At 46.3% G+C, this 26,147-nt stretch carries 16 protein-coding genes; 5 read left to right on the forward strand and 11 right to left on the reverse strand.

The features are described 5' to 3' along the window. Positions 1–12 precede the first annotated feature (12 nt). From DWX84_RS13615 to map, 5 genes are all read left to right on the forward strand, one after another. The gene (locus DWX84_RS13615) at positions 13–1,698 is read left to right on the forward strand and encodes a Na/Pi cotransporter family protein (protein WP_022191856.1); all 1,686 of its coding nucleotides are present in this window, start codon (positions 13–15) and stop codon (positions 1,696–1,698) included. A 76-nt stretch (positions 1,699–1,774) separates the two neighbouring features. After that, complete coding sequence (locus DWX84_RS13620) at positions 1,775–3,157, forward strand: S41 family peptidase (protein ID WP_121960698.1); 1,383 nt, start codon at positions 1,775–1,777, stop codon at positions 3,155–3,157. Between the two features lie 11 nt (positions 3,158–3,168). After that, positions 3,169–4,344 (forward strand): N-acetylglucosamine-6-phosphate deacetylase, encoded by a 1,176-nt coding sequence (nagA, locus tag DWX84_RS13625; protein ID WP_121960699.1) that lies wholly within the window; start codon positions 3,169–3,171, stop codon positions 4,342–4,344. A gap of 56 nt (positions 4,345–4,400) precedes the next feature. Beyond that, entirely contained in the window at positions 4,401–5,414 is a 1,014-nt protein-coding gene (locus tag DWX84_RS13630) for an AI-2E family transporter (RefSeq protein WP_048927003.1), read from the forward strand. Between the two features lie 71 nt (positions 5,415–5,485). Beyond that, complete coding sequence (gene map, locus DWX84_RS13635; protein WP_048927002.1) at positions 5,486–6,343, forward strand: type I methionyl aminopeptidase; 858 nt, start codon at positions 5,486–5,488, stop codon at positions 6,341–6,343. A gap of 12 nt (positions 6,344–6,355) precedes the next feature. Here map and DWX84_RS13640 read toward each other — a convergent pair whose 3' ends face one another. The 11 genes from DWX84_RS13640 to DWX84_RS13690 all read right to left on the reverse strand — a co-directional run bounded on the left by DWX84_RS13640 (position 6,356) and on the right by DWX84_RS13690 (position 26,093). Beyond that, a complete protein-coding gene (locus DWX84_RS13640; protein ID WP_122377533.1) occupies positions 6,356–9,916 on the reverse strand; it encodes a cell envelope integrity protein TolA in 3,561 nt (1,186 codons plus the stop codon). Positions 9,917–9,923: 7 nt separating this feature from the next. After that, the gene (locus tag DWX84_RS13645; protein ID WP_005863493.1) at positions 9,924–10,727 is read right to left on the reverse strand and encodes a metal ABC transporter permease; all 804 of its coding nucleotides are present in this window, start codon (positions 10,725–10,727) and stop codon (positions 9,924–9,926) included. Between the two features lie 17 nt (positions 10,728–10,744). Next, the gene (locus tag DWX84_RS13650) at positions 10,745–11,164 is read right to left on the reverse strand and encodes a hypothetical protein (RefSeq protein WP_005860099.1); all 420 of its coding nucleotides are present in this window, start codon (positions 11,162–11,164) and stop codon (positions 10,745–10,747) included. A gap of 35 nt (positions 11,165–11,199) precedes the next feature. After that, a complete protein-coding gene (locus tag DWX84_RS13655; protein WP_009275210.1) occupies positions 11,200–12,435 on the reverse strand; it encodes a 3-phosphoshikimate 1-carboxyvinyltransferase in 1,236 nt (411 codons plus the stop codon). A gap of 548 nt (positions 12,436–12,983) precedes the next feature. Then, positions 12,984–13,805, reverse strand: a complete 822-nt coding sequence (locus DWX84_RS13660; RefSeq protein WP_122377537.1) for an alpha/beta hydrolase family protein — start codon at positions 13,803–13,805, stop codon at positions 12,984–12,986. A gap of 85 nt (positions 13,806–13,890) precedes the next feature. Continuing rightward, a complete protein-coding gene (locus DWX84_RS13665; RefSeq protein WP_036630088.1) occupies positions 13,891–16,164 on the reverse strand; it encodes a GH92 family glycosyl hydrolase in 2,274 nt (757 codons plus the stop codon). Positions 16,165–16,181: 17 nt separating this feature from the next. Next, complete coding sequence (locus tag DWX84_RS13670) at positions 16,182–18,521, reverse strand: GH92 family glycosyl hydrolase (protein ID WP_122377534.1); 2,340 nt, start codon at positions 18,519–18,521, stop codon at positions 16,182–16,184. Then, complete coding sequence (locus tag DWX84_RS13675) at positions 18,406–19,911, reverse strand: SGNH/GDSL hydrolase family protein (protein ID WP_233573940.1); 1,506 nt, start codon at positions 19,909–19,911, stop codon at positions 18,406–18,408. The genes DWX84_RS13670 and DWX84_RS13675 overlap by 116 nt, the downstream gene beginning before the upstream one ends. 19 nt (positions 19,912–19,930) lie before the next feature. Continuing rightward, entirely contained in the window at positions 19,931–21,091 is a 1,161-nt protein-coding gene (locus DWX84_RS13680; RefSeq protein WP_009016709.1) for a glycoside hydrolase family 130 protein, read from the reverse strand. A gap of 24 nt (positions 21,092–21,115) precedes the next feature. Beyond that, the gene (locus DWX84_RS13685; RefSeq protein WP_122144092.1) at positions 21,116–23,281 is read right to left on the reverse strand and encodes a GH92 family glycosyl hydrolase; all 2,166 of its coding nucleotides are present in this window, start codon (positions 23,279–23,281) and stop codon (positions 21,116–21,118) included. A gap of 127 nt (positions 23,282–23,408) precedes the next feature. After that, a complete protein-coding gene (locus DWX84_RS13690) occupies positions 23,409–26,093 on the reverse strand; it encodes a family 78 glycoside hydrolase catalytic domain (RefSeq protein WP_122377535.1) in 2,685 nt (894 codons plus the stop codon). Positions 26,094–26,147 lie beyond the last annotated feature (54 nt).

A 26,147-nucleotide genomic window follows, 5' to 3' on the forward strand; every position in this document is an offset into this window, starting at 1 on the left:
AACGTAATTTAAATGGACTATTCTTTTTTTGATTTTCTCCGGCTGATCGGCTCCTTGGCGCTGTTCTTGTACGGAATGAAGATCATGAGTGAAGGGTTACAAAAATTTGCGGGTGACAGTTTACGGCGAATACTAACCGCGATGACCACGAACAGAGTAACCGGTATGCTCACCGGGGTGTTAATAACGGCTCTTATCCAATCATCATCGGCTACGACGGTTATGGTCGTGAGTTTCGTGAATGCCGGACTCTTGACATTGACCCAATCCATCGGAGTCATTATGGGTGCCAACATCGGAACCACGGTAACGGCATGGCTTATCTCCGCCCTCGGTTTCAAGGTCGATATCGCCGCATTCGCCCTTCCCCTTTTAGCTTTCGCTCTCCCACTCTTCTTCTCAGGAAAAAGCTCTCGTAAATCAATTGGTGAATTTGTTTTTGGTTTCGCGTTCCTGTTCATGGGCCTTCAAAGTTTAAAGGCAAACGCCCCGGACCTCGGAGCGAATCCGGAAATGCTGGCTTTCGTGCAGAATTATACGGATATGGGATTTTTCTCCATCATCTTGTTCTTATTTATCGGAGCGATCTTAACCATGATCGTACAAGCCTCCGCCGCCACGATGGCTATTACATTGATTATGTGCGCCAACGGCTGGATCGATTATCATTTGGGAGTCGCTTTGGTATTAGGCGAGAATATCGGAACCACGATTACGGCCAACTTAGCCGCATTAACCGGAAACACACAAGCACGACGAGCCGCGTTAGCGCACCTTGTTTTCAACGTTTTCGGTGTCATGTGGGTTTTGGTGCTCTTCTACCCTTTCACGAATGCCGTCTCATGGTTTGTTACCCATGTAATGAAGGTCAGTGATCCGGCTGTGGCGGTATCCTTTAAACTGGCAGCGTTCCACACTGCATTCAATATCAGTAATACTTTCATTATGATCTGGTTCGTAAGCTTGATCGAAAAGACCGTATGTACGCTTATCAAGCCCAAGGTGGAAGACGAGGAATACCGCCTTCGCTATATCACGGGAGGTATGTTATCCACCGCCGAGCTTTCCATCCTACAAGCTCATAAAGAAATCTCATTATTCGCCGAGCGTACGGCTAGGATGTTTAATATGGTGAAAGAATTATTTTACGAGAAGAATGAGGAGACCTTCCTCAAGACGTATAGCCGTGTAGAGAAATACGAGAATATCAGCGACCGCATGGAGATCGAGATCGCGAATTACTTGACTGAAGTATCGGAAGGCCGTTTGAGTTCTGAAAGTAAGGAAGAAATCCGTATCATGCTACGTGCCGTCTCGGAAATCGAGAGTATAGCGGATTCTTGTAATAACCTTGCCCGAAGTATCAAACGCAGAAACGAGTTCAAATCCGAATTCACGGAGGAGCAAAACAAGCATCTGGATCATATGTTCGAATTGGTATCCGGGGCGTTAAGCCGCATGAACGTAATTCTGCATAAGCCGGAGCTCGTGCATGATGATATCAATCCTTCTTATAACATAGAGAACGAGATCAACAACTACCGTAACCAGTTGAAGAGCCGGAATATCGAAGATATCAACAATAAGCTGTACCAATATCAAGATGGCGTTTATTACATGGACATGGTTAGTGAAAGTGAAAAGCTGGGCGATTATGTATTAAATGTTGTTCAAGCGGTTATCGAGAAGAAAATATAGCGTATATTTGTCCTTAACAATATCAACAGCCCTTTTCCGTTATTGAGAGAAGGGCTGTTTTTAATATATATCCACTATGAATTATAAATATTATACGATCGTTATCCTTGGCCTTTTAGCATTCTCCGCTTGCGAGAAAGATGATATTGACATTCCGGCAACCGACAATGAAGTGAATCAATGGATCGAGCAAACGATGCGAGAGAATTATCTTTGGTATTCCGAGTTCCCGGATAAAAGTTCCTTGGACTTTAGTCTTGATCCGGAGGCCTTCTTCAAGGGCCTGTTATCCGATAAAGACGGGAAAGATCTTCCTGAAGGTCATCATTACTTTTCCCAATTAGAGAAAGCGACCGTAACAAAGAGCATTTACGACGCGAACAACTCATATGGATTCGATTTCGCGACTTCCAACCTTAAAGACGGAGGCAGTACCTATAAAATAGCCATTGTCCTTTATGTATTAAAGGATTCACCCGCCGAAGAAGCCGGATTGAAACGGGGAGACTGGATACTTGGCGTAAACGGCTCCTTGGGTTCTATCCAAGACTATGATGTATTGAGAAGCGGAGGCAGCGTATCCCTCCAACTAGGAAAAGAAATAGGAAACACCAAGGGATTCGTCTCCACCCGAAGAGTTACCTTGAACGCATCCCGAACGGTAGAAGACACCCCATTCCTAAAAGATTCCGTATACACATATGGCAATAAGCGAATCGGCTATTTGATGTACAACCATTTCGCCTCCGGACCGGATGAATACGATTATAGCGACACTAGTTATAATCTTTATTTGCAACAACTCTTCGAAAAATTCAAAAGCCGCAACGTCAATGAGTTCGTACTTGACTTACGCTATAATGGGGGTGGGCTTGTCAATTGCGCCCAATTACTGGCTTCGCTATTAGTCCGTGAAAACGTTTTAGGAGAACCTTTATGTATCATGGAGTATAACGATAAAAACTCCAATAAAAATGAGACCTTGCCTTTACTCAAAACGACCGAGGTCATGGCGGGAAACTTAAACCTACAACGGCTATTTGTTTTGACAGGTTCAACTACGGCTTCTGCCTCCGAACTTATCATTAACTCGCTACGATCTTATCTAGACGTTCGGGTTATCGGTAAGCAGACTTTTGGCAAGACCGTCGGTATGACGATCTACAATGAATCTAAAAAATATGGCTGGATACTTTCTCCCGTCACTTTCCATATTTATAATAAGGATCGGGAAGCTGATTATGAAGACGGATTTCATCCCGATATAGCTATTGATGAATTCAAGAGTGATCTAGCTGAATTCGGAGATTTGAAGGATCCTTTATTAGGACAAGCTATTTACGAGATAACCGGCCAGTCACCACTCTTACGATCCGCTACCCCGAGGGGCAACCGGGAAATCCAATATAATCCCCCGTTGTCCTATAAGGATAACTTATTACTGATTCCAAAAGACTAAAAACAAAATATATGGAAAGCGCATTTCTTAAAATCATAAACGCAAAAGTATTAACTCCTTCGGGCCTCCTACCAAACGGGCAAATCATCATCTCGGATGGGAAAATAGTGGAGATCACCGGGCAAAACCGGGAGATTCCTCATGCGGAGATCATCGACGCAAAAGGATATTATGTGGCTCCCGGCTGTATCGACACGCATGTACACGGCGGCAACGGACATGATTTCACGGAAGCTACCCCGAAAGCGTTCTATGCGATCACAAGAGCACATGCTTTACAGGGAACAACGGCTTTATATCCTACATTGGCAGCGGCCCCTATCGAGACCTTCCGGGAAGCGATCAAGACCTGCGAGCACATCATGAACCACCCGGAACAGGGGGCCCGTATCATGGGATTACATCTCGAAGGCAACTATTTGAATATGGCTATGAAAGGCGGACAAGACCCTAATTATATTTACCCGCCCGATCCCCAAGAATATAAGGAATTACTAAACAGTACCCAATGTATTAAACGCTGGAGCGCCGCCCCCGAGCTTGACGGGGCTTTGGTATTCGGTAAATATGCGTCAGCTCATGGTGTGTTGGTTTCACTAGCCCACACCACAGCCGATTATCTCCAAGTGAAAAAAGCATACGAAGCCGGATTCACCCATGCTACCCACTTCTACAATGCCATGACTTCCGTCCATAAAGACCGTGAGTATAAACATGAAGGAACGGTAGAAGGTATTTATCTCATGAAAGATATGACCGTTGAAGTTGTAGCCGATGGTATCCACGTACCACCAGCAATCTTAAAGTTGGTATATCAAATCAAAGGGGTAGAACGTACCTCCTTAATCACGGACGCAATGGCCGCCGCCACTTGCGATAACGGTACGGAACATTTTCCGGACTCCCGGGTAATTATTGAGGAAGGCGTATGTAAATTAGCCGATCGCTCAGCTATCGCAGGAAGTATAGCTACCGGAATCCGTTTGATCCGTACCCTAGTCGAGAAAGCGGAAATTCCATTGCACGACGCTGTTCGTATGGCTTCCGAAAGTCCGGCCCGCCTAATGGGTATTTTAGACCGTAAAGGAACATTGGAGAAAGGAAAGGATGCCGATATCATCATTTTCAACAACGATATAGAGATTCAAGAGACCTTCATCGAAGGTAAACGGCTCTCCAAAGAATAAGAAATCCAATAAACAATGACTTCTCCTATCTTGTTTTTAGATAAATAAGGGCATGAATGTATATGGAAAACGTAAAAGAACATTACTGGAGATACTCATTGATCACCATTATATTAGGACTAGGGGTAATTCTATTTTTTAAGATTACCCCGTTTCTTGGAGGTATACTTGGAGCATTCACCATCTATATATTGCTGCGTGGACAGATGTTCCACCTGACAGAAAAGCTAAATATGAGACCGGCTTTTGCAGCTTTACTGTTACTGGGGGAAACAATCTTATGTTTCTTAATCCCAATCACATTGGCGATCTGGTTGGTAATCAACAAAACTCAAAATATTAATTTAGACCCGACTGTACTGCTAAATACAGGCCAACATATAGCGGATCTAGTTCAGGAAAAGACCGGGTTTGATGTACTGGATAGAGGAAACTTATTAAAAGCGGCCTCTATACTCCCACAAATCGGACAGTTTTTAGTGGGTAGCATAAGCAGTTTCGCCGTAAATGTCGTCGTCTTGATTTTCATTCTGTACTTCATGCTGATAGGCGGAAGAAAAATGGAAAACTATCTATACACCTTATTCCCCTTCAGTGATCAAAACAAGGATGAGGTACTCAACGAGATCAATATGATCGTAAAATCAAACGCCATAGGTATCCCTCTTTTGGCGGTTATACAAGGTATCGTAGCGGTGATCGGTTACTTTATCTTTCAGACTCCCGATCCGCTGTTATTTGGGTTTCTCACTTGTATCGCTACGATCATTCCCATTGTAGGGACCGCATTGGTCTGGGTTCCGTTGGCGGCTTATATGGCTTTAAACGGAGATTGGGTACATGCCTTGGGATTGACTATTTATGCCTTGCTTGTCATTACGAACGTCGATAATCTGATTCGTTTTATCCTACAAAAGAAGTTGGCGGATATACATCCGTTAATCACCGTCTTCGGAGTCGTAATCGGGTTGTCCTTATTCGGATTTATGGGGATCATCTTCGGGCCGTTGTTATTATCCTTATTCCTTCTTTGTATAGATATCTTCAAGAAGAGCTATTTGGATAAATAAAGAGTATCTACAGGACAGGGTATCTTAAAAAGTCATACCTTTACACTACATTTTGAGTAAAACGAATTAATATGTCACGTAGAACAGTAAACAATTGGAAGCCTATCAAAGGGCAATCTCTCACCGAATTAGACAAGAAAATCCTATATATCCAAAATAAAGGACATTTAGTACCCACCCGCAAGCTTATCAAGACTCCAGAGCAGATTGAGGGCATCCGCAGAAGTAGCGTGATCAATACAGGGGTGCTGGATTTAATCCAGAAGGAGATTAAAGAAGGTATGTCTACAGCTGTTATCGATAAATTGGTGTATGATTATACGGTAGGGCATGGAGCGATTCCAGCCCCCTTAAACTATGAGGGGTTCCCTAAAAGTGTATGTACCTCTATCAACGAGGTCGTTTGTCACGGTATTCCCAGTGAGAAGGAGATCCTAAGAGACGGTGACATTATTAATGTGGATGTCTCAACGATTTTAGATGGTTATTATTCGGATGCGTCCCGCATGTTCATGATCGGGAACGTATCTCCGGAAAAGCAGAAATTGGTACAGGTCGCCAAGGAATGTCTGGAGATCGGTATAAAAGCGGCGAAGCCGTTCGGATTCGTCGGTGATATAGGCAACGCTATTCAAAAGCATGCGGAGAAAAACGGATTCTCTGTCGTACGGGATTTATGCGGACATGGCGTCGGTCTGGAATTCCATGAGGAACCGGAAGTTTGTCATTTCGGACGGAAAGGAACTGGGATGCTTTTAGTTCCGGGTATGGTCTTTACGATCGAGCCTATGATTAACATGGGTACTTGGAAAGTATTTATCGACGAGGAAGACGGTTGGACAGTCATCACCGAGGATGAACTACCCTCCGCCCAATGGGAACATACCTTCTTGATGACAGAGACAGGATTGGAAATTCTTACCTATTAATATCTAATGCAATTAACGCTTCCGGGCCTTTTCCCGGGCGGCCTTTTCCTTTTCCCGCAAGGCTTCCTTGCGGGCTTTTTCTTTCTCTTTCAATTTCTGCTTGTATAAGCGCTCCTTCTCCTTACGCTCTTTTTCCTTCTGTTTCAGGCGTTCCTTATAAGCACGTTCCTTTTCCTTACGAAGGTCCTCACGAGCTTTCAGTTTCGCCTTACGGTCGGCTTCCGCTTGTTTCAGCTTGGCCTTGCGATCAGCTTCCAACTGTTTCTCTCGATCAGCCTTCGCTTTCAACAGGGCACGTTCTTCCTCCGCTTGCTTCTTGAGAAGTTCTTCCTGTTCTTTCGCTTTCTGCTCACGTAATTCCTTATCCGCCTTTTGCTGGGCCTCAAAAGCCTTACGAGCCTCTTCCTTGCGGGCTTCTTCTTCGGCAGCTTCCCGTTTACGGATCTCTTGGATTTCTTTCAAGGTCATGCCTTGATCCTCAACCGCCGGCTGAACAACAGGAACCGTATCCTTACGAAGGGTATCGACACGCTGGATTTCCGGTTTGTCAAACGCAGGGACCTCAATCGTATCCGGGACGACTGGTATAGCGGGCTGTCGAACAGGTTCTTGAACAGGCCGTTGTTCCTCCTCCGGCTCTGTAACAGGTTGTTTTTCCGGTTCAACTTCTAGTTTCAATTCATCTGCCTCTTCCGGCACTTCGGCTTCTTCCTCCGTGATCATTTCATCTTCAGTCGCCTCCTCCTCCTTAGCGGCTTCCATACGGGCTTTCCAACGACCTGCCAAATCCGGTAATTCCTCACCGAAGCTCTCATCGAAGAAGGTGATATATTCATCCAAGGTCTTGCCACGCATCAAGGTCTCATAATTATCATCAGAGATCGGTAACACGGCAACCGCTTTATTCAAGGCCGTAGCATAGCCATCCTTACCGTATATCATCTTATAATATTGGATAATCTCGTCAAAACTAATAAATCCTTTAATCGCCAGCATACTGATCGGGCCGGCCTGCTCCAAAGCCAAATCAAACTCTTTCACCATGAAGTTCGCGAAGTTATAAGCGGCGACGGCGAATAGCAACTGATTCTGATCTACGCTACCCGTAGGATATACCAAAAGCATCTGATAAGGCGTATTCCGTTCCGGATTAAATACACGAGCCGAATCCTCGGCAGATAGCATACCATCCTCGCCCAAACCGAATCGTAGGTTCCAACTCATACCTTTCACTCCGCCCTGCACCAAGGCACGTCCCCGAAGAACACCTTTCAACATCTCCCCGGCCAGTTCCGTGACATCCGCATTCGGATACTTCTCGACCAGTGCTTTCAAGGCATTCTTAAACCCTTCCGCATCCCCGGCCTGCACATAGGATAACGCATCCAAGAACATGAATTTAGGCATCAATGTAGCCAATGGATATTTCTCGCTTACGTACCGGAAACTCTTACGTACATACGCTGTATCGCTTTCCAGATAGCGGTCGTAAGTAGCTTGATAGATCGAGTCTTGTACCACATCCATCATGCGGATATTATACTCGTAATTCGGATCAGCCACAGCTACCGCATAATCGCTTTCCGGGAAGGCGTTCATTAGTTTATTCTTATACTCGGTAGCCAACGCTGTATTTCCGGTTTTCAGGGCCATCAAATATACTTGATAATAGCTCTCCAAACGGTGCTCATTATCCGGGAAACGGCGTTCCAAATTCTCGAACGCCTCGACAGATAAGGGGATATCCTCCAACTTATCCTTATAGATCATCGCCATATTGTAAAGACCGTCTATAATAATAATGTTAGAAGCATCTATATCCTCTTGCGTGAAAGGTAGCTGCTGTAGGTAATACTCACGGGTATGCGGATCATCGGCGGCAACAGCCGGCAGATCACCGCCTATCGAATCGGTCGGCAACGGCTCACCGTCCGGCCCTACCATTTGGGTGGAATCTCCCTCGGCCAGCATCTCCTCATCCAGATTCTCATTAAAGGTAGAGAGTTCCTTCTTACGGCGGCGCCAGTGATCTTCCAACGGACGACGTCCCCATTTACGCTGGAACTGTGTCTTTCCTTGCGCTACAGTCTGAGGATTATAGAAATAGAAAGACGCTCCACCGGACGCATTCGGCAAGACAACAGCGTTGGTTTCCGTACCGGGACGGTCGATTCCGGTGCCTTTCGCTTCCTGCTCGGCCAGATAAGCCTCCTTCTCAGCCAAGGCTTTCGCCTCTTCCTCCTCTTTCTTTACCTCCTCAATCTTCTTATCGATAATCGCTAACCGCTCCGCTTCCGGTAATTTAGCCAAGGCTTGCAAACTGTCTTGAAGATGGACCGCTTCTACATGCACAACCAATTCATCCAGAATCGCCGACAATTTAGAAACCCGTTCATAATCCCTGTATTCCTTTTGAATTCCGGCTAAGGCTCCGCTAAAGCAAGGTTGCGCTTTCACGTAATCCCGCATCGTAAAATAGATATCTCCCAGCTTTATCTGGCAGATCGCCTTATCCATTCCATTCAATGTACTCTTATCGATACCGAGTTGATAGTTCTTTATGGCATTCACCGTATCTTCCCGGCTGAGGTATACATTTCCTAAAGCATAGTATACTTGATCCAGATAATCCTTATTCTTTTGGCTTTTCGCCATTTTCTCGAGCATCTTCACCACTTTCAAGTAATTCGTACCCGAGAATACTTCTGTCTGACGGATACGTGAGGCAAATTCCAACTCATACGGAGGATTCGAACGGGCTACCTCACCAAAGGTCTTATAAGCCAAGCCATCTAATTCTTGATCCGCATAGATTTGTCCCAAAAGATACTTCATCCGGGTACGTTGCTTCCGGTTTTTCTCCGCCTTGATAGCGGTCTTCAGATAAGGGATGGCATCCTCGAACTGCCCGTTCTTGATCAAATAATCGGCATACACCGCCGCATATTGCTTCAAAGCGGAAGCAGGAATACCGTTCTTGTTCATCTTATCCAAGATATCCTCGGATTCATAGAACCAACCCATCTCGGAATAACAACGGGCTTGCCACAAACGGGCCTCGGCCACGACCTCCTCGTCCTTCGCGTAATGACGGGCTATATAGGAAAAGGTAGCGGAGGCTTGCAGGAAATCGGCATTGTAGAATTGCGCCTGTCCCATGATCAGCCAACTATTCTTTAAGAAAGGGTTATATTCCTCTTGTTCTTGGATAGCACGTAGTTTGGGATTATTCCGCCAGCCCGGTTTCTTGGCCGGTTTCGCTTTTATGGAGTGTAGTTTAATAGCTTTATTACTTTTCTCGATCGTCCGGTCGAAAGGGCCGCCGGGCTCGGCTTTGTCTTTAGGCTGGGCGCTAATCGGATACATATAGATCCTGTCGGAATAGTTCTCTTTATATCCGTCCTGTTGGCTTTTCAGTGCCTCGTCAAACGCTTGTTTTCCATTGAAATAAATATTATAACGGGTCGTAAAGGCATGATAAAAACGGCTCGCTTTCGTGTTCTTCTTCGTGCTGCACGACCAAAGCAAGAGTACCGTTAATAACGCCACTATGTAATAAAACCCTTTTTTCATTCTTTAATTAACGCCGTAACAACGGTTTTATTGCTTTCAAGGCCAAAAAGAGGACCACCAAAAACAAGATGATAAACGCACCAGAAGGCACGTTCAGGAAATAAGAAAGAACCAGTCCGGACACGCAACCCAGAAAGCCGATCGCGATACTTCCCCATATGATCTTCTTGAAGTCGGAAGTAAACAAGTTCACCGTTATTTGAGGCAAGGTCAGCAAACTCATCAATAGCATAATCCCTACCAACCGGATCGAAAGAACAATTGTCATGGCGATAAAGCACATCATCGTATACTCGATCCATTTTACCGGCAGGCCTTGCGTGACAGCGAAGTCACGATCGAACGCCACGTAAACAATCTCACGGAGGAAAAGGGAGAATATGAGTATCAACAATACCACCAACCCTAAAATCCATAAGATATCGGCCGTAGAGATCGTTAATATATTACCAAATAAATAAGCGGATAGATTCGGGGCGTACCCCGGGGTAAGAAAGATGAAGATCACTCCCAAAGCCATACCCAGCGACCATACGCCCGCTATAGCGGAATCCTCCCTTACGTTTTGCGTCTTGCTCGCCCACTCCACGCCAAAAGCGGAGAGGATGGAGAACAGCATCGCCATCAAGATCGGATTTGTTCCCAGATAAAAACCCAAGCCCAAACCACCGAACGAAGCATGCGTGATCCCTCCGCTGATAAATACCAACCGGCGGGATACGATGTAAGTCCCGACAATCCCACAAGCGATAGCGGTTAGCAAGCTCCCGATCAAGGCATTCTGAAAAAAGGCATATTGCAATAAATCCATATGATTCGTTTCCTAAATTAATGAGTACGGCGTTCGCCAATGATCAAGAATGCCTCATCCTTCAAGGCATCCGGCAAATTGATCCCCCGCAATTGCAGGCTACGGAGCCAACCGGCCACCTCCACTTCCCGGAGGGTATAAAGCACTTCACTAAACTCCTCAACGGCTTCCTCATCGTAAGCGTCCGCTTCCACTCCTTGGAACCGATCCAGTTCCTCATCGTTATAATATTCGATTTTCTTGCTGACGGCGGCTAATAAACTATCCCGCTCGCAAGTCTCATGTTGTCCGCAGCAAACCTCCGGAATCTCCTGTGCCTCGGGGATCTCCGAGATCTCCCCCCGTTCCAGCATCTTCTGAAGTTTCTTATTCCGGAAATACCCGGCGATAGCGGCTACGACACCCAGACCTATAAGACTTATGACAATGTACCACATAATTCAATTGAAAGTTGAGAATTGAAAACTGAAAATTAAAGGGCTGATTCCCTAATAGAGAAACCAGCGGCCTTAAGATCTTCCCAATAATGGGGATAACTCTTGCTGACCACTTGCGGGTGGGCGATCTCTATCCCCTCGGGACGTACCAAAGCGGCGGGAGCGAATGACAAAGCCATCCGATGATCCTCGTAAGTGGCGATTACCGGATGCGACTCCGGTTCCCTGCGTTCACCGTTCCACTCCAAGATGCTATCATTGCGATCCGTCAACACATAACCTAATTTACGAAGCTCTGTCTTCAATGCCTCGATCCGATCCGTCTCCTTGATCTTCAATGATTGAAGTCCCGTAAAGCGGAAAGGGATATTTAATAACACGCAAGTCACCACAAAGGTTTGAGCCAAATCCGGTTCATTCACGAAGTTATAAACCAACTTCTCACAGATATTTCCAGTATGCTTTAACACTACTCCACGTTTCGTATAAGTAGTGCCCACTCCCAATTGAGCGAACAACTTCGCTCCGGCGGCATCTCCCTGCAAGCTATTCTTGAATAAACCTAACAATTCGATCTCAGCATTTTTCGATAACGCCATGATCTCATACCAATAAGAAGCGGCACTCCAATCGGATTCCACCGTAAAACGAATCGGCTTATACTCTTGGGGAAGTACTTTGATCGTATTCTCCGTCCAAGAGGCTCTCACTCCATATTGCTCCATCAATTGCAAGGTGATATGGATATAGGGCCTAGAGATAATAGCGCCCTCCAAATGCAACGTAACCCCATTTTCTGTTAACGGGGCGATCATCAAGATAGCGGATATATATTGAGAGCTAACATTTCCCGGTAGCGAGATCTCTCCGCCTTGCAAGGCGCTTCCGAAAATACGCAAAGGGGGATAACCCTCCTTCTCCATGTACTCGATCCGGGCGCCTAAAGCGTTCAGCGCATCCACCAACACCTTGATCGGACGGTTCTTCATGCGTTCGGTTCCCGTAATCGTCCATTCGCCCACCACCTTCGAGAGGAAAGCAGTAAGGAAACGCATCGTCGTACCCGCCGCACCCACATTAAAATCCCGATCGTTCGAGTTTAATGCCTTTACCATCAAATTTGTATCATCGCAATCGGATAAGTTCTCCACATCGTATGCGCTATAACTTAGCGCATTCAAGATCAATGCCCTGTTACTGATACTTTTAGAAGCGGGAAGCTTTACGGTAGTCCGGATAGCGGAACCCGGAGCATCTATCTGATAATTCATCGCTTTCGTATATTCAAGATTCAAGAAGCAAAAGTACGAAAATTAGCGTACATATGGAGTATAACAGCGGGAAACTTTCTTTATGCTTCTTTTCGAATGCGAATCGTGACAAGGCATTCGTTTGAATCGCCCCAACCAGTAGACGTGAGGGGCTATAAAACGCCCTTTTAAGTGAGAGTATTCCCGTTTTTAAGCACGAAAGGCGACAAAAGCCTACACGTATAGTCGCGTTGGGCGACGCCAATACTGCCGTTAGGCATTATAAACAGTCACGAATAGGGTTGTCAGTAGTCGTGAATAGGCATCGTAACCCGGTTAGAACCCAGTCGTAACCCTATCGGATAGCCCGAAGAAGTCAATGGATATGAATTAAGATGAATTATTTTCGCTAGAATGAAAGGCGGTTTTTCGGTATTGTATTATCAATGAACGAATTATTGTTTTTTTCTTGCGTATTTGGCAACGAGTCGTACATAGTCCCGGAAAAATCGGTTCTCCGGGACTTCAGTTTACAAAATGTCAGAATGTCAAATCGCCAAACGGTCTTATCACAAGGCCTTCATCTTCAAGAAATGCTTCCAGAAAAAGAGGATCTGGTAATCAATAGAATTATTCCAGTATTGTGAATCATGATTACCCGGGCGAGTGATAAAGTCGTGGTCGATGCCTTGTTTTAATAACGCCTCGTGGTAGTTCTTATTCACCTCCAAAAAGAAATCGCTGTCACCGCAATCGAAGATCAAAGCGATCTGGTCTTTCCTCAAGGTTGGAACCAAATTGATAACCGTGTACTTCTCCCAGTTTTCCGGATATTTTGCCTTCTCACCTATTTGTACGCTCATCTCCCAGTTTTTCGGGAAAGGGCGGATATCCACGCCACCGCTAGTACTTCCCGCAGCGGAGAAAACATCGCTATGACGAAGGCCATTCCACATAGCGCCATGTCCACCCATGCTCAAGCCGGTAATAGCACGTCCCTTACGATCGGCCACTGTCTTATAATGGGAATCCACGTATTTCACCAACTCATCCGAGATGAAAGTCTCATACCGTACATCAGCGTTCAAAGGGCTATCCCAATACCACGTATTCTTACCATCCGGGCATACGAAAAAGATACCCTTCTCATCAGCGATCTTAGATAGATCCGGCTTGATACCGACCCATGTACGAGCGTTACCGCCATAGCCATGTAACAAATAAATCACCGGACACGCTTTCGTCGCAGCCACATCCGGACTTACCACGACTACCTCTATACTTTTATTCATCGAAGGACTTTTCACTAGCAAAGTATCTACCTTCGCCGCCTGTAAACCGAGCGGAAGCAAACAAACCAACGCTACCGCTACCTTTTTCATCCAATTCATATCAGTGAACATTAATGATTAATTCCCCGTAGCCTTGTTTTCAAGGAACTACGGGGACAAATATACAGATTTTACAGCCAAAAACTTATTTACTTAACGAGAAAGGACGATCCTCTTTCGCGGTTCCTCTCGTCTTCTCCGGTTGATTGCCCATTTGAAGCTCCAGCACGCCCCCATTCACGATATCGCTGTAATGGATATAATTACGTGTATGTCTCTTCCCGTTCAAGGTAGCGTTTTGGATATATACGTTATCCTTACTATTCCCTTTCGCCTCGATCACGAACTTCTTGCCATCCTCCATCGTAATCGTAGCTTTCCGGAATTTCGGGCTACCCAATACATACTCATCCGTCCCCGGGCAAACACTGTAGATTCCCAACGCGCTCAATACGTACCAAGAAGACATACCGCCTTGATCCTCATCACCCGGATAACCATTTTCCGAGCTATTATATAACCGATCCATCACCTGACGAATCCAATATTGCGTCTTCCAAGGCTGGCCTGCGTAACTATACAAGTAAATCATATGCTGGATCGGTTGATTACCTTGGGCGTACTGTCCCATCTTCGCCAATTCCATCTCCAGCATCTCATGAATTTTCGTTCCGTATGTTCCATATTTCACGATACCGGGTAAAGCGAAAACAGAGTCGATCTTCGCCACGAAACGCTCATCACCTCCTGTCAAATCGATCAACCCTTGGACATCATGGAAAACCGACCAATTGTAATGCCAAGCATTCCCCTCGCAATAAGGACCGCCCCATTCGAAAGCATCGAAATCCGCCCAACTACCATCCAATTTACGACCTCTCATAAAACCGACAGATGGATCGTACACATTCTTGTAATTATAAATCTGGCGGGCAAAGACCTCCTCATAAAACTTATTCCCAGTCATTTTCGCCAACTGATACGCACAAAAGTCATCATAGCAATATTCCAACGTCTGTGCCGTAGATCCCATGGATTCCGGATAAGGTATATATCCCAACTGATAATAATCCTTCCAACGAACCCGTCCGTTGGCACCGCCCCAAGGTCCCTTATTCATCGCCTCATGCGCATACGCTTTCAAGGCTTTCTCCGGATCGAAAGTGCGGATACCCTTCACCCAAGCATCCGTCAATAAAGAGATCGAGTGATTCCCTACCATCCCGCCGGTCTCACTCGGGAACGACCAAGAAGGTAACCATCCACATTGCTCCTGAGCGTCTAGCAAGGCTTGCATATATTGCCCCTGCATCGTAGGGTGCAAGATATTGGTCAGCGGGAACTGGGAACGGAAAGTGTCCCAAAAACCATTATCGGTAAACATATATCCATCATGAATCTTCTCATCGTACGGACTATAGTAGTAAGGAGAACCATCCTCTTTCTCCTCATAAAACTTATGGGAAAACAAATTGGCACGGAACATGCAGGAGTAGAAGGTTTTCATATCCTCCTCGGTTCCACCTTCCACCAACACACGATTCAATAGCTGGTTCCATACATCAGCAGCCGCTTGCTTCGTCACTTCTACCGATGAGTGCTTACCTAGCTCACGAGTCATCGTAACCTCCGCTTGCTCCGGACTGATATAAGAGGTAGAGACCTTGGCCTGTACCTTAGAGCCTTTCGCAAATTGTACATAGGCACCGATACCTTCCCCTTCCCGGCTCAAATTATTCTTCTGGATCGTATTCTTACGATTCTCCCATGTACCATAGCTAACGAAAGGTTTATCAAATTGAATGATAAAATAATTCTTATGTGTCTTCGGAGAGAAAGCCCCATTGTGTACATAGCCGGTGATCCGGTGGTTCGCTACATCGATTTGTACCTGACTGGTTTTCGTATAGCCATCCAGTACGAGAAAAGCGTCTCCCTTCGCGGGAAAGGAAAAACGGAAATGAGCGGAACGGGTAGTTGGCGAGAACTCCGTGGTAATACCATTCTCCAACGTAACCTTATAATAATGAGGCTTGGCAATTTCTTTATCATGAGAGAACGGAGTCGCCCGTTTGGACTCATCAACAACCAATTCCGATACAGGCATCAAAGAAAATACCCCGTAATCTCCCACCCAAGGGCTACATTGATGCGTCGGTTGGAAACCCCGGATCGTAGTGGCCGAGTATTGGTATTTCCAACCATCACCATTCTTCCCGGTCTGTGGAGACCAGCTATTCATGGGATAGGGAACCGCCGTAGTCGGGTAGGTATTTCCCCAACTCAATTCGTAAGTCGAGTTTGTTCCTTGCAAAGTATTTACGTATTGTACCAAGTCTTTCTCCGCAAAAACAGGGAAAGAGAGGGTTAAACAGAGGGCTAAAGCCGCCCCCTGTTTATAAAAAGTATTGAGTTTCATGTTATTTTATTTACTGATTAATTATTCACGCCCCAATTTGTATTCGGCTCGGGGCCCATCTCCAATTCTAGTACGCCACCTTTCATGATATCCCTATAATCAAGATAGCATCTCGTATAATCCGTCCCGTTTAATTTAGCGGATTGGATATAGGTGTTTTCCGGGGTATTTCGGTTGGCTCGTATGATAAATGTATTCCCTTCGCCAACCTGAATCTCGGTCTTCTCAAAAACCGGGCTGGATATCTCATAGCGAGTATCTCCCGGACAAACCGGATACAAACCACATGCCGCCAATACATACCAAGCGGACATCTGACCGACATCCTCGTTTCCAACCAAGCCTTCTACCTTATTCTTATACGCCTTATCGCAAATGAAACGAGACCATTTCTGGGTTTTCCACGGCTGTCCCAAATGATTGTACAAGAAAGGCACATGATGAACCGGCTCGTTCGCATGATTGTAATAAGCGTTCCACAGGAAATCCGTAGGTGTCTTGTCGAACATCGTATCCAGATCGGCAATCACCCGTTCCGTTCCTCCCATCAGTTCCACCATACCCGGAATATCGTGAGGCACGAACCAGCCCTGTTGCAACTCATTGCATTCCATACAGCCGTACCATTCCTTCAGCTTACCCTCTTCCGGCCAAGCCTCAAACCGGCCATTCGCTTCTCTCGGGCGGAAGCTATGTTTCTCCGCATCATATAAATTCCGGTAAGACTGAGCCAACTTCGCATAATAAACCGCATCCTCCTGTTTTCCTAATGATTTCGCCAACTGAGACATACACCATTCCGTATACGCATACTCCAAGGTTTTGGAGATACTCTGCGGATTCGGGGTATAGCCCAACTCCGCATTCCCGAACATTCTCGAAGTTTTATCCGCATACCGATAAGCCTTTTCCATATCCAAGCTACAAATACCTTTCGCATAGGCATCCGCCAAGACCGATATAGCCGGATTTCCTAACATACAACCGCTATAGGCGTTCAACAACTCCCAGCGCTCATAGTACTCACGACCACTCTCCTCCGCCATCGTTGTCAATGACTTCAACAAATCGCTGACCAATACCGGATTAATAATCGTTTGCAAAGGCATCTGACTACGGAACACGTCCCAACCGCTAAAGATCGTACGTTTCGTAAACGTATCAGACCTATGCGCTTTTCCATCCGCACCCATATATTGGCCATCCACATCCGTGTAAATCCTCGGATCGATCATTGTATGATACAAGGAGGTATAGAAGATCACCTTCTGCTCATCCGTCCCACCGCTGACATCCATCTTAGCCAAAGCCGTATCCCATAACGAACGGGCACGAGAACGTACCGCATCAAAATCCCAATCCTTGATCTCCGCTTTCAAGTTCTTTTCCGCACCCTCCAAGCTTACAAAGGAAATACCAGCCTTGAAAAGAACCTCCTCATTCGCCTCGGTCTCAAACTCCGTAAAGAACCCGAGGTGCTCACCCTCATATGCCTTTGGTCTCTCCGAAATCTTCGCGTTCGCTGTCAATGTCTGGAAAGCCGGGCTCTCCACGAATTCCCGATGCCGATCCTGCCCTGCCGGGATATCCACGCTCCATACACCATAATCTTTCAACGGTTTGGAGAACTGCGCATAAAAATACACGGTATACCGGGAAGAACCCTCACCATTCCCCCAGCCTCCGCCTTCCGGCGTACATTCCATTCGTCCGGCGATCGTATGGTCATCTATCACTTGAACCGCCTGATACGTAGAAGTACCTCCTACACGACGGGCTAAGTCCAACTGGATGCGGGACTGCTTATTCTCGGGGAAAACGAATCTCAGCATACCGCTATGAGGAGCCGCTGTCGCCTCCGCTTGTATCTGGTAATCGCTTAGCAATACCTTATAATATCCAGCCTTGGCCTCCTCGGAAGATTTATCATACCGGGAACGATACCCGGTTACGCCCCCCTCTTTTCCTGAGTTCGTGCGCAGATCGCCCACGGTAGGCATTACCAATAAATTACCCAGATCACCATACCAGCCGATACCACTCATCTGCGTAAAGGCGAATCCCTCGATCGTCTCATGCTCGTAGCTATATCCGGAACCATTGTCGCCCCCCGTAATCGTATTCGGACTTACCTGTACCATACCGAAAGGGGTAGTCGCACCGGGGAAGGTCTTCCCCAAGCCATGGTAAGCACCGGCCGCCTCCGTATTCGTACTCGCCCCGATAAAGGGATTTACATAATCAGAGAAATGAACCTCCTCGATAGTCCGGGTCGGACCGGAACAGGCAGTTCCCACCAACGCAAGCGATAACGCCGTGGTCGTTATCCATCTTAAATTTCTTACTAGTCGTATCATTTTTTATAAGTTCTATTCTACGTACCTTCGGTTGGGCGATCTGATACATACGATCCACCAACATATCGATTTGTTGGCTCCAAGCCTCCCGGATCTCCGGATACATCATCTTGGAGTAGTTATCCAGATGGCCGGCTAAGAAGATATTCGTATGAAGGTTCGCCCTTAACGTATCCATAGCGGCGATATTATCCTGAAATAACATGCCCTTCCGCTTCAAGATATAAAATTCCGTCCACGCATATTCCCGGAAACGTTTCTCGATATTCCAACGTTCCTCATTCAAATGCATGACCCGAACGGCCTGCTGATATTGCGGTGTGTTCGTTAACGCCGCTAAGTTAATACCTTTTGCCAAATCCTCGGCCGAAAACGTAGAAATTGAATCCCCGTCTATCTCCAACCTATACGAACCTTTCAATCCATCCACCCGCAATACCTCTTGATTAAGATCCTCCATAATCGGAGCGTACAAGGTCGCCTCATATTGCGTATGCTTCTTCTCCCAACCCCGAGAGATCGTATCCATCGGATAAGGTAAAGACTTCGCTAAATAGGTAAAAGAGATCGTACCCTTGTCTGATACTTTCAATTCATTCACGAAACAATTCTCGTTCGCCAACACCATACGTCGGGAAGCATCGATATCAACTTTGGCGACCGGTTTACCCGCCAATCCCTGAGACTTCAAGAAGAAATAGGCCATCAACATATTACCGTGGTTATCCGGATGAATCCGATCTCCTTGCATTAAGGTAAACCGCGGATCTTTCGCTTGTTGTACCCTGTTCACCTCCAATACCGGGTTGTGGAAATCCACGAACGCCCAGTCATTCTTCACGGCCGCCTCTCTTTGCAGACGGATGATTTTCTGGATCGTAGCGTTCTTTCCAAGAAAAGGCTTATTTTTCTCATTTTGCCAAGTCTCGTCGTACGGCGTGCCAGCGATCATGATCACCCTTGTATCTTTGTGAGATTTCATGATCTTCTGCATCGCCTGAAAGGTCGTATCTACCCGATACATTTGCCGCTCCACGAAAGCCGTAGGATTATCGTCGTTATATTCGAAATAACCACTATCGTTCATACCGAAAGTAGCCGTAACCACCGTCGGATTTTTACCATATACATCCTCCTCGATCCGTTCCAACATATCCCAAGAACTGTCACCACCGGTACCGGCGCTATACATCCGCATCCGCATATCCGGGAAATGAGTGATATAGTACAACCATATATAAGAATGATAATGTCCGCCCTCTGTTATGCTATTGCCTAAAAAAACAACCCGGTCACCCCTTTGAAAAGGGGAAGGAGTTTTCTGCGCATTGCCACACACAAACACAGAAAGCATACACGCCAAACTAAAAAGCCATCGATTAGTTCTCATCTTATTTACTTTTGGACACTTAGAAGTTCAATTGTTTATCCGATACGGCCACAGCCACGAATGAATCAGCACAGCCATAATACAGATACCATTTATTCCGGTAATAGACCAGACCTTCCACGAATACGGTACCCGCAGGGTATTGACCGCTTTTTTCAAAATCATCCGTCGGTTGCAAGAAAGGCTTATCCAAACGACCGATCAATTTTGTCGGGTTATTTACATCGAACAATGCTTGTCCGGCACAATAAGAGTTCGCAGGATAAGCGGTATCCCCTTTTTCTCCCGGTTCGTTTTTACCATTATACAACAGAACGATGCCATCCTTTGTCAAGATAGCGGGAGGTCCACATTCGGTCAACTGACTATCGAAATAGCCGGAACGGGGAGAGAACAATTTAAGCAACTCACCATTCTCGTCCAACAGTGGGTCCCAATCTGTTAAATTATCGGAGGTAGCCGCATATACATTCTTCTCCCCCCAGTACATGAAATACTTGCCATTCACTTTCGCAATGACCTGCTTATCTCCCTTTAAAGTCGTGACTAGCGATGCGGATTTAGTCGCCTCATCCTTGAATTTGCCATTATAGGCTTTCTCAAAAGCCGGACCGAACTTCGTCCAGTGTTTCAAATCCTTTGAGGTCGCCACCGCCAGACGAGGCACCTTGCGGTTCCATTGCGTATATAGCAAGACATACGTACCATCCTCGGTCATAGCGATACGAGGATCTTCCGTACCTCCGGGACATTCGTTCTCCGCTTGATTATCTTTAGCCGGATAAAAAGCAGGCTTCGTATCCCTCTCGAAATGGATACCGTCAGTAGAGGTCGCATATCCCAAACGGGAAGTCCGGGAACCGATTCCCTGAGCGGAGTTATCTTCCGCACGGTACATCACCACGATCTTCCCATCATAAATCGTAGCCGCCGGATTAAATGTGTCACTCTCCTCCCATGCTACAGAATCTTCCCGCATCGGGCAATAAAACTTAGTTGGTAACGGCTTAATTACCGGATTCACTCCTGTCGGACGCTCAAACCCGTCCAAGCACCAAGCTGTTTCCGATATAGTTTCCGATACAGCTTCCGCCGTCTGGTCTTTCTTTTGAGAGCCGCAAGCTACGGTAACCAATCCCAATAAGCCGAAAGTAGAGACTAATAATGTTTCTTTAATCATGTTATTCGTAGTATTAAGTTATATTTATTTTCCATATGAAGGGGGAGCTATCCGAGTTCCCCACGTCTTATCCGGCTTCCCGGATAATTTATATTCCAAGGTCGCCCCCCGATATAAATCCGACCAATCAATCCAAGTGCCTTCCATCTTCTTTCCATCAAGACTTAAGGAATGGATATACTCTTTTTTCTCATCACCCCCTTTGATAATCACGTCTCCCTCGGGCAAATGTAAAACAATCTTACGGAATACCGGACTATTCACAGAGAAACCTCCCACTCCGGGAATCTCTGGAAACAAACCGATACTGGCAAAGACATACCATGCTCCCATCGATCCTAAATCGTCGTTGCCCGGCAAACCGTTCACACGGCTACTATATTGTTCGTTCAGTATACGCCGGATCACTTGTTGCGCCTTATAAGGAGCCCCCGCCCAATTATAAATCCAAGGGATTTGGAAACTAGGCTCGTTACCGGAGGCGAACCATTCATCTCCATAACTAGCGTCCAAACGTCGGAACATCTCATCCAAACGCTTCTCCGCCGCTTCCTTTCCTCCTATACTATCGATCAACCCTTGCAAATCATAAGGTACCATCCAGAAATAATTCTTATATGTCGATTCCCGCCAATCCGCGTCATAACGTTTCCACGAGCCATCCTCGTTTCGGGACTGCAACCAACCGGTCTCCTTATTAAAAAGATTCTTCCAGTTCATCGCCCGTTGCGTATACCAATTACAAACCGGCTCATCATTGCAGGCTTGCAAGGCGAAACGGCCAATCGCAAAATCAGAAGATGTATATTCCAGTAAGATCGAAGCGTCGTAATACCCTTTCTCCAAATACTGTTCCAAGCCCGGTCGAGTCAAAACACCTTGGGAATTAGCCCCCGGCACTTCTGCTCCATAACGCATAGTCCGCAGTAAAGTTCGAGGATCATAGTTGCGAGCTCCAAACGCATACGCATTGGCTACAAGAATCGGAGTCGGGTCCCCCTGCATAACACCTGTCTCTATATTCGCCAGTACCCAACGAGGGAAGCCACCACCGGATTGCTCGGCAAATAAGTAATGAGACATAACGATATCCGAGGTCTCCTCGGGAGCTAGCATAGCGATCAAAGCAGTCTGCGTACGATACGTATCCCAATTACTGAAAGAGGTATAGAATTTTCGGGCTGTCTTATGCACTTGGCTATCCGCCCCCATATATTCCCCATTCACGTCGCTACAAACATTCGGATGGATTAATGAACGATATAGATGCGTATAGAATTGTATCTGGCGATCCTCGTTATCTCCCTCTACCTCTATCTTCCCGAGGTATTCATTCCATTTATCCTGCGTCGCCTGACGGACCGCAGAGAAGTCCCAAGCGGGATTCTCAACCCTCAAATTCTCACGGGCATTCTCCACCGAGACATAAGAAACACCGATCTTATACTGCACCGCCTGATTCCCCTCTTTCAACGGAAAAGTAAAATACACCCCCGAGTGACTGCCTTCCGCAAACGTATGATTCGCATGTAGTCGCTCCTCCTTCCATGTACCAAAACTCTCCGCGTCCGCATCGAACTCAGCCACAAAGTAAACCTTATAGGGAGTTGGGATTCCACAGAAAGCACCACCCTCCGCATATCCCTCGCAACTATGAGGACCCGTAATCTTAATAGCGGCTACTTGGATAGGGGTAGCGGCTACTCCTCCTCCGATAATCACGGTACCCTGCTTTTCCTTGGAAGAAAACGTATAACGAGCCATACCCGTACGTTCCGTAACGGTTAATTCCGCACGTATAGAATGATCTACGGTCGCTGCGTAATAACCGGCCGTTCCGATCTCCTTGCCGACCGGAGTCTGCATATTCAAGATACTATCCGGAGAAACCCGTAAAGCTCCGGCAACCGGAAGCGTAGGGAAATTTCCCATATGATCGCATCCCGCACCACTCAATTGATTGATAACAAAGCCTAGTTGTTTCGTGAAATAAGTCGGGGTAAACTGTACCATACCGAAGGGATAGGTAGCCCCCGGATACAAATATCCGGAAGCCCACCCATTACCTTGAGTCCCTATCAGGGTATTGGTCTTAGAAACGAGATTTGACGCATTTACCAAACCTCCACACAACAAGAAAACATAGCTAACCACACATATTCGCCTTAAAAGCTGTTTACATTTAAACATGGTAATAGATCCTTTTTATTATTTAGCCTTTTATACTATATACCCTTCAATAGAATAAAACACTTACGGCGTAATAATTAAAAAACAGCTATTAACATAAGTCAACAAAAAGGGAATCATATGATTCCTATTCCGCAAACAGCGATAGGGTGTGTTTTCCACTTTCCAACAAGATCGAACCCGCCGATATTTCTACATTATTCCCATCTAACACACAATTCGATACGTTAAATGGAGCGATAAAGGTCGCCGTACTATTCGCTGGTATCTCCAGATCAAGGGAAAGCGATCGGTTCTCCATTGTCCAAGACACACATGCCGTACCGTAAGGGGTCTCTCTCGCCACCCTCGCCCACGTCACGCCATCCGGCACTTGCGGTTTGATAAAGAAATGTTTATAGCCCGGCCTATCCTCATCCGGCAAGATCCCTCCGATCGCCTGACAGAACCAAGCGCCAATGCCATTGAAACAATTATGAACCTTACTACGTTCTCCCGACCAGTATTCCCAAGTCGTAGAAGCCCCTTGATCGATCATATATAGATATCCCGGTTGCTCTCTCTTTTTCAGCATGGAATAGAGAAAATCAGCCTCTCCGTTCTTTATCGCCCAATCGGTCAAGATCGTAACACCCACCAAACCGGAACCGATATGGCCCTTACAATTCTCCAAAGTCTCTCGATATAAACCTTCCTTTACCTCGGGCATATGCTGTTCATCTGTCACGCCGACCAACATCGGATAAATCCGATCGATCTGGGAGCCTGTAGCGTACTGTTTCTTCTCCGGATCATAGAAAGTCTTCTGGATAAGCTCGTTCAATCGTTGGCAACGCTCTTTATACTTAGCGGCATCCTCCACTTTCCCCAATACCTTCGCGATCTTCTCCATCGTAGTGAGGCAATCGCTTATAAAGCAGTTGCTAACCAGATCTACCGATGACTGCGCCGTATAATCGACACCCGCCGGAGCCAACCAATCCCCTAAATACCATGCCCGATAATCCGTATCTGGCCAACGTTTCAGCAACCCATCGACCGTATACGCATCCACATAACGCAACCAATGTCGCATAACCGGATAATATCGCTCGATCAGACGGCTATCCCCATAATTCAAATAAGTCTGCCACGATCCCGTGATAATAAAGCCACACCAATACGGACCACCTCCCGCCGGGTATGGATTCGGTACGCAATGCGGCATACCCCCATCCTCACGGATGCAATCCTGCCACATCTGCATCCAGTTCATATACACGGAAGAGCCCTCATACAATGTCTGGAAACTCTTACAAGAGGCATTTCCATCCCCACCGTATCCCATACGCTCATAATGCGGGCAGTCTACGATATAACCACTGAAAGCTAGGTTCTTGAAAGTATATTTGATCATCGCGTAGATAGCATTCAAGTCCGGATCCGAGCACTCGAAGGACGAGGCATCCTTATAATCCGTATGAATCAGATAGCCGGTCACCTCCTCGGGGGCTTTCGCCAAACCGGATATCCTTATATATTGAAACGCATGATGGTTAAATTTATTCCGGAATACCTCTTTGCCTTGTCCGGAACCGATATACCAATCCTCATACTGTCCGTTCTCCTCTTGTGGCTTGAAATCTTCGTTTTCATTTAACCAATCCGTATATTCCATACGGACCCGGTGACCTTCCGGTAATTTTGGGAAACTCAGCTCAACCCAACCATTTAACGCCTTTCCCATATTTACGAGCCAAATACTGTCCCCTATCTGCTTGATTTCCTTGGGACGGATGATCTCTTGTATTCGATTAGGTTCACACATCTGGGGACTTACCTCTATCCCGGGTACCTCCACCTCCAATACCGGCGTCCAATCCAGTTTGTCAAGCGTAGCCGTTGTCAAATCCGGCAACGCCTTCCGCCCATCCACACATTCACCCCCGAATTGATGGGGATACCAAGTACCGGTACCAGTCTCACCATACATACTTCCCCGGCCTTCCCAAGAGCTATCTGTAACAAGTAACGTACTTGTAGTGCCATTTCTTTGAATCTCGTCCAATTGCAGTTTAACCAACGGCCCATCATGAACGGCATTAAAAGTAGCTTTTCTGTACCAACCACGGCCCAACCAGACCCATAAGTCGTTTATTCCCTGCTTTGCGTACGGCGTAAGATCGTACGTCACCGATAATGATCTTTTGTTTAATTGAGATACCGCAGGCGAGAGAACATCTTCTGATACCTTCCTCCCATTTAAATAGATCTCATGATACCCTAAGGAGTTTACATGAAGGAGTAATGTGGCATCACTATCTTGAAGCTCGAACTTTTTCCTTAACATCGGGTTCCTCTCATCCGGCATCCCTATATATTTCCCTTGCCATTCCGCTTTATCCAAAAGCCCGATCCCAAAGCGATTGATTGGACTCCAATCCGAGGATTCCCCCTTATCGCCCCATACCCGGACTTTCCAATAGGCCAGCACACTAGATCGCAACTCTTTTCCTCGATAAGGGACCATCACGGAAGCGGACGATTCCACCTTACCTGAATTCCATAGATCGGCTTTGCCTTGAGCCAGCAAGGAACTATCCGTGGCTACTTGTATCTCAAAATACGCTTGCCGCATAGTTTGCCCGTCTGTCTCGATTTTCCAGCTAAAATGGGGATGGGTATTGTCGATCGCGACCGGATTCTCCAAGTTCTCACAACGAAGATCTTTTAAGAGGATCCTCCGTCCGGATTCACAGCCCGACATCAGTAACAATAGGGTCACAAAGTAGATAGATATACATTTCATGATAAATAAATTGAGATTACGCATGAATATACTTTCTAATGGCTTACGATACTTATATCCCCGGTAAATATTAAGATT

The organism is Parabacteroides sp. AF21-43, from assembly GCF_003635435.1.
In the GTDB taxonomy this organism is placed as follows: domain Bacteria; phylum Bacteroidota; class Bacteroidia; order Bacteroidales; family Tannerellaceae; genus Parabacteroides; species Parabacteroides distasonis.

Bases quoted from the DNA above. Each gene is read 5' to 3' on its own strand.
- DWX84_RS13615 (WP_022191856.1), top strand. From the start codon at position 13: ATGGACTATTCTTTTTTTGATTTTCTCCGGCTGATCGGCTCCTTGGCG.
- DWX84_RS13620 (WP_121960698.1), top strand. From the start codon at position 1,775: ATGAATTATAAATATTATACGATCGTTATCCTTGGCCTTTTAGCATTC.
- nagA (WP_121960699.1), top strand. From the start codon at position 3,169: ATGGAAAGCGCATTTCTTAAAATCATAAACGCAAAAGTATTAACTCCT.
- DWX84_RS13630 (WP_048927003.1), top strand. From the start codon at position 4,401: ATGTATATGGAAAACGTAAAAGAACATTACTGGAGATACTCATTGATC.
- map (WP_048927002.1), top strand. From the start codon at position 5,486: ATGTCACGTAGAACAGTAAACAATTGGAAGCCTATCAAAGGGCAATCT.
- DWX84_RS13640 (WP_122377533.1), bottom strand. From the start codon at position 9,916: ATGAAAAAAGGGTTTTATTACATAGTGGCGTTATTAACGGTACTCTTG.
- DWX84_RS13645 (WP_005863493.1), bottom strand. From the start codon at position 10,727: ATGGATTTATTGCAATATGCCTTTTTTCAGAATGCCTTGATCGGGAGC.
- DWX84_RS13650 (WP_005860099.1), bottom strand. From the start codon at position 11,164: ATGTGGTACATTGTCATAAGTCTTATAGGTCTGGGTGTCGTAGCCGCT.
- DWX84_RS13655 (WP_009275210.1), bottom strand. From the start codon at position 12,435: ATGAATTATCAGATAGATGCTCCGGGTTCCGCTATCCGGACTACCGTA.
- DWX84_RS13660 (WP_122377537.1), bottom strand. From the start codon at position 13,805: ATGAATTGGATGAAAAAGGTAGCGGTAGCGTTGGTTTGTTTGCTTCCG.
- DWX84_RS13665 (WP_036630088.1), bottom strand. From the start codon at position 16,164: ATGAAACTCAATACTTTTTATAAACAGGGGGCGGCTTTAGCCCTCTGT.
- DWX84_RS13670 (WP_122377534.1), bottom strand. From the start codon at position 18,521: ATGATACGACTAGTAAGAAATTTAAGATGGATAACGACCACGGCGTTA.
- DWX84_RS13675 (WP_233573940.1), bottom strand. From the start codon at position 19,911: ATGAGAACTAATCGATGGCTTTTTAGTTTGGCGTGTATGCTTTCTGTG.
- DWX84_RS13680 (WP_009016709.1), bottom strand. From the start codon at position 21,091: ATGATTAAAGAAACATTATTAGTCTCTACTTTCGGCTTATTGGGATTG.
- DWX84_RS13685 (WP_122144092.1), bottom strand. From the start codon at position 23,281: ATGTTTAAATGTAAACAGCTTTTAAGGCGAATATGTGTGGTTAGCTAT.
- DWX84_RS13690 (WP_122377535.1), bottom strand. From the start codon at position 26,093: ATGCGTAATCTCAATTTATTTATCATGAAATGTATATCTATCTACTTT.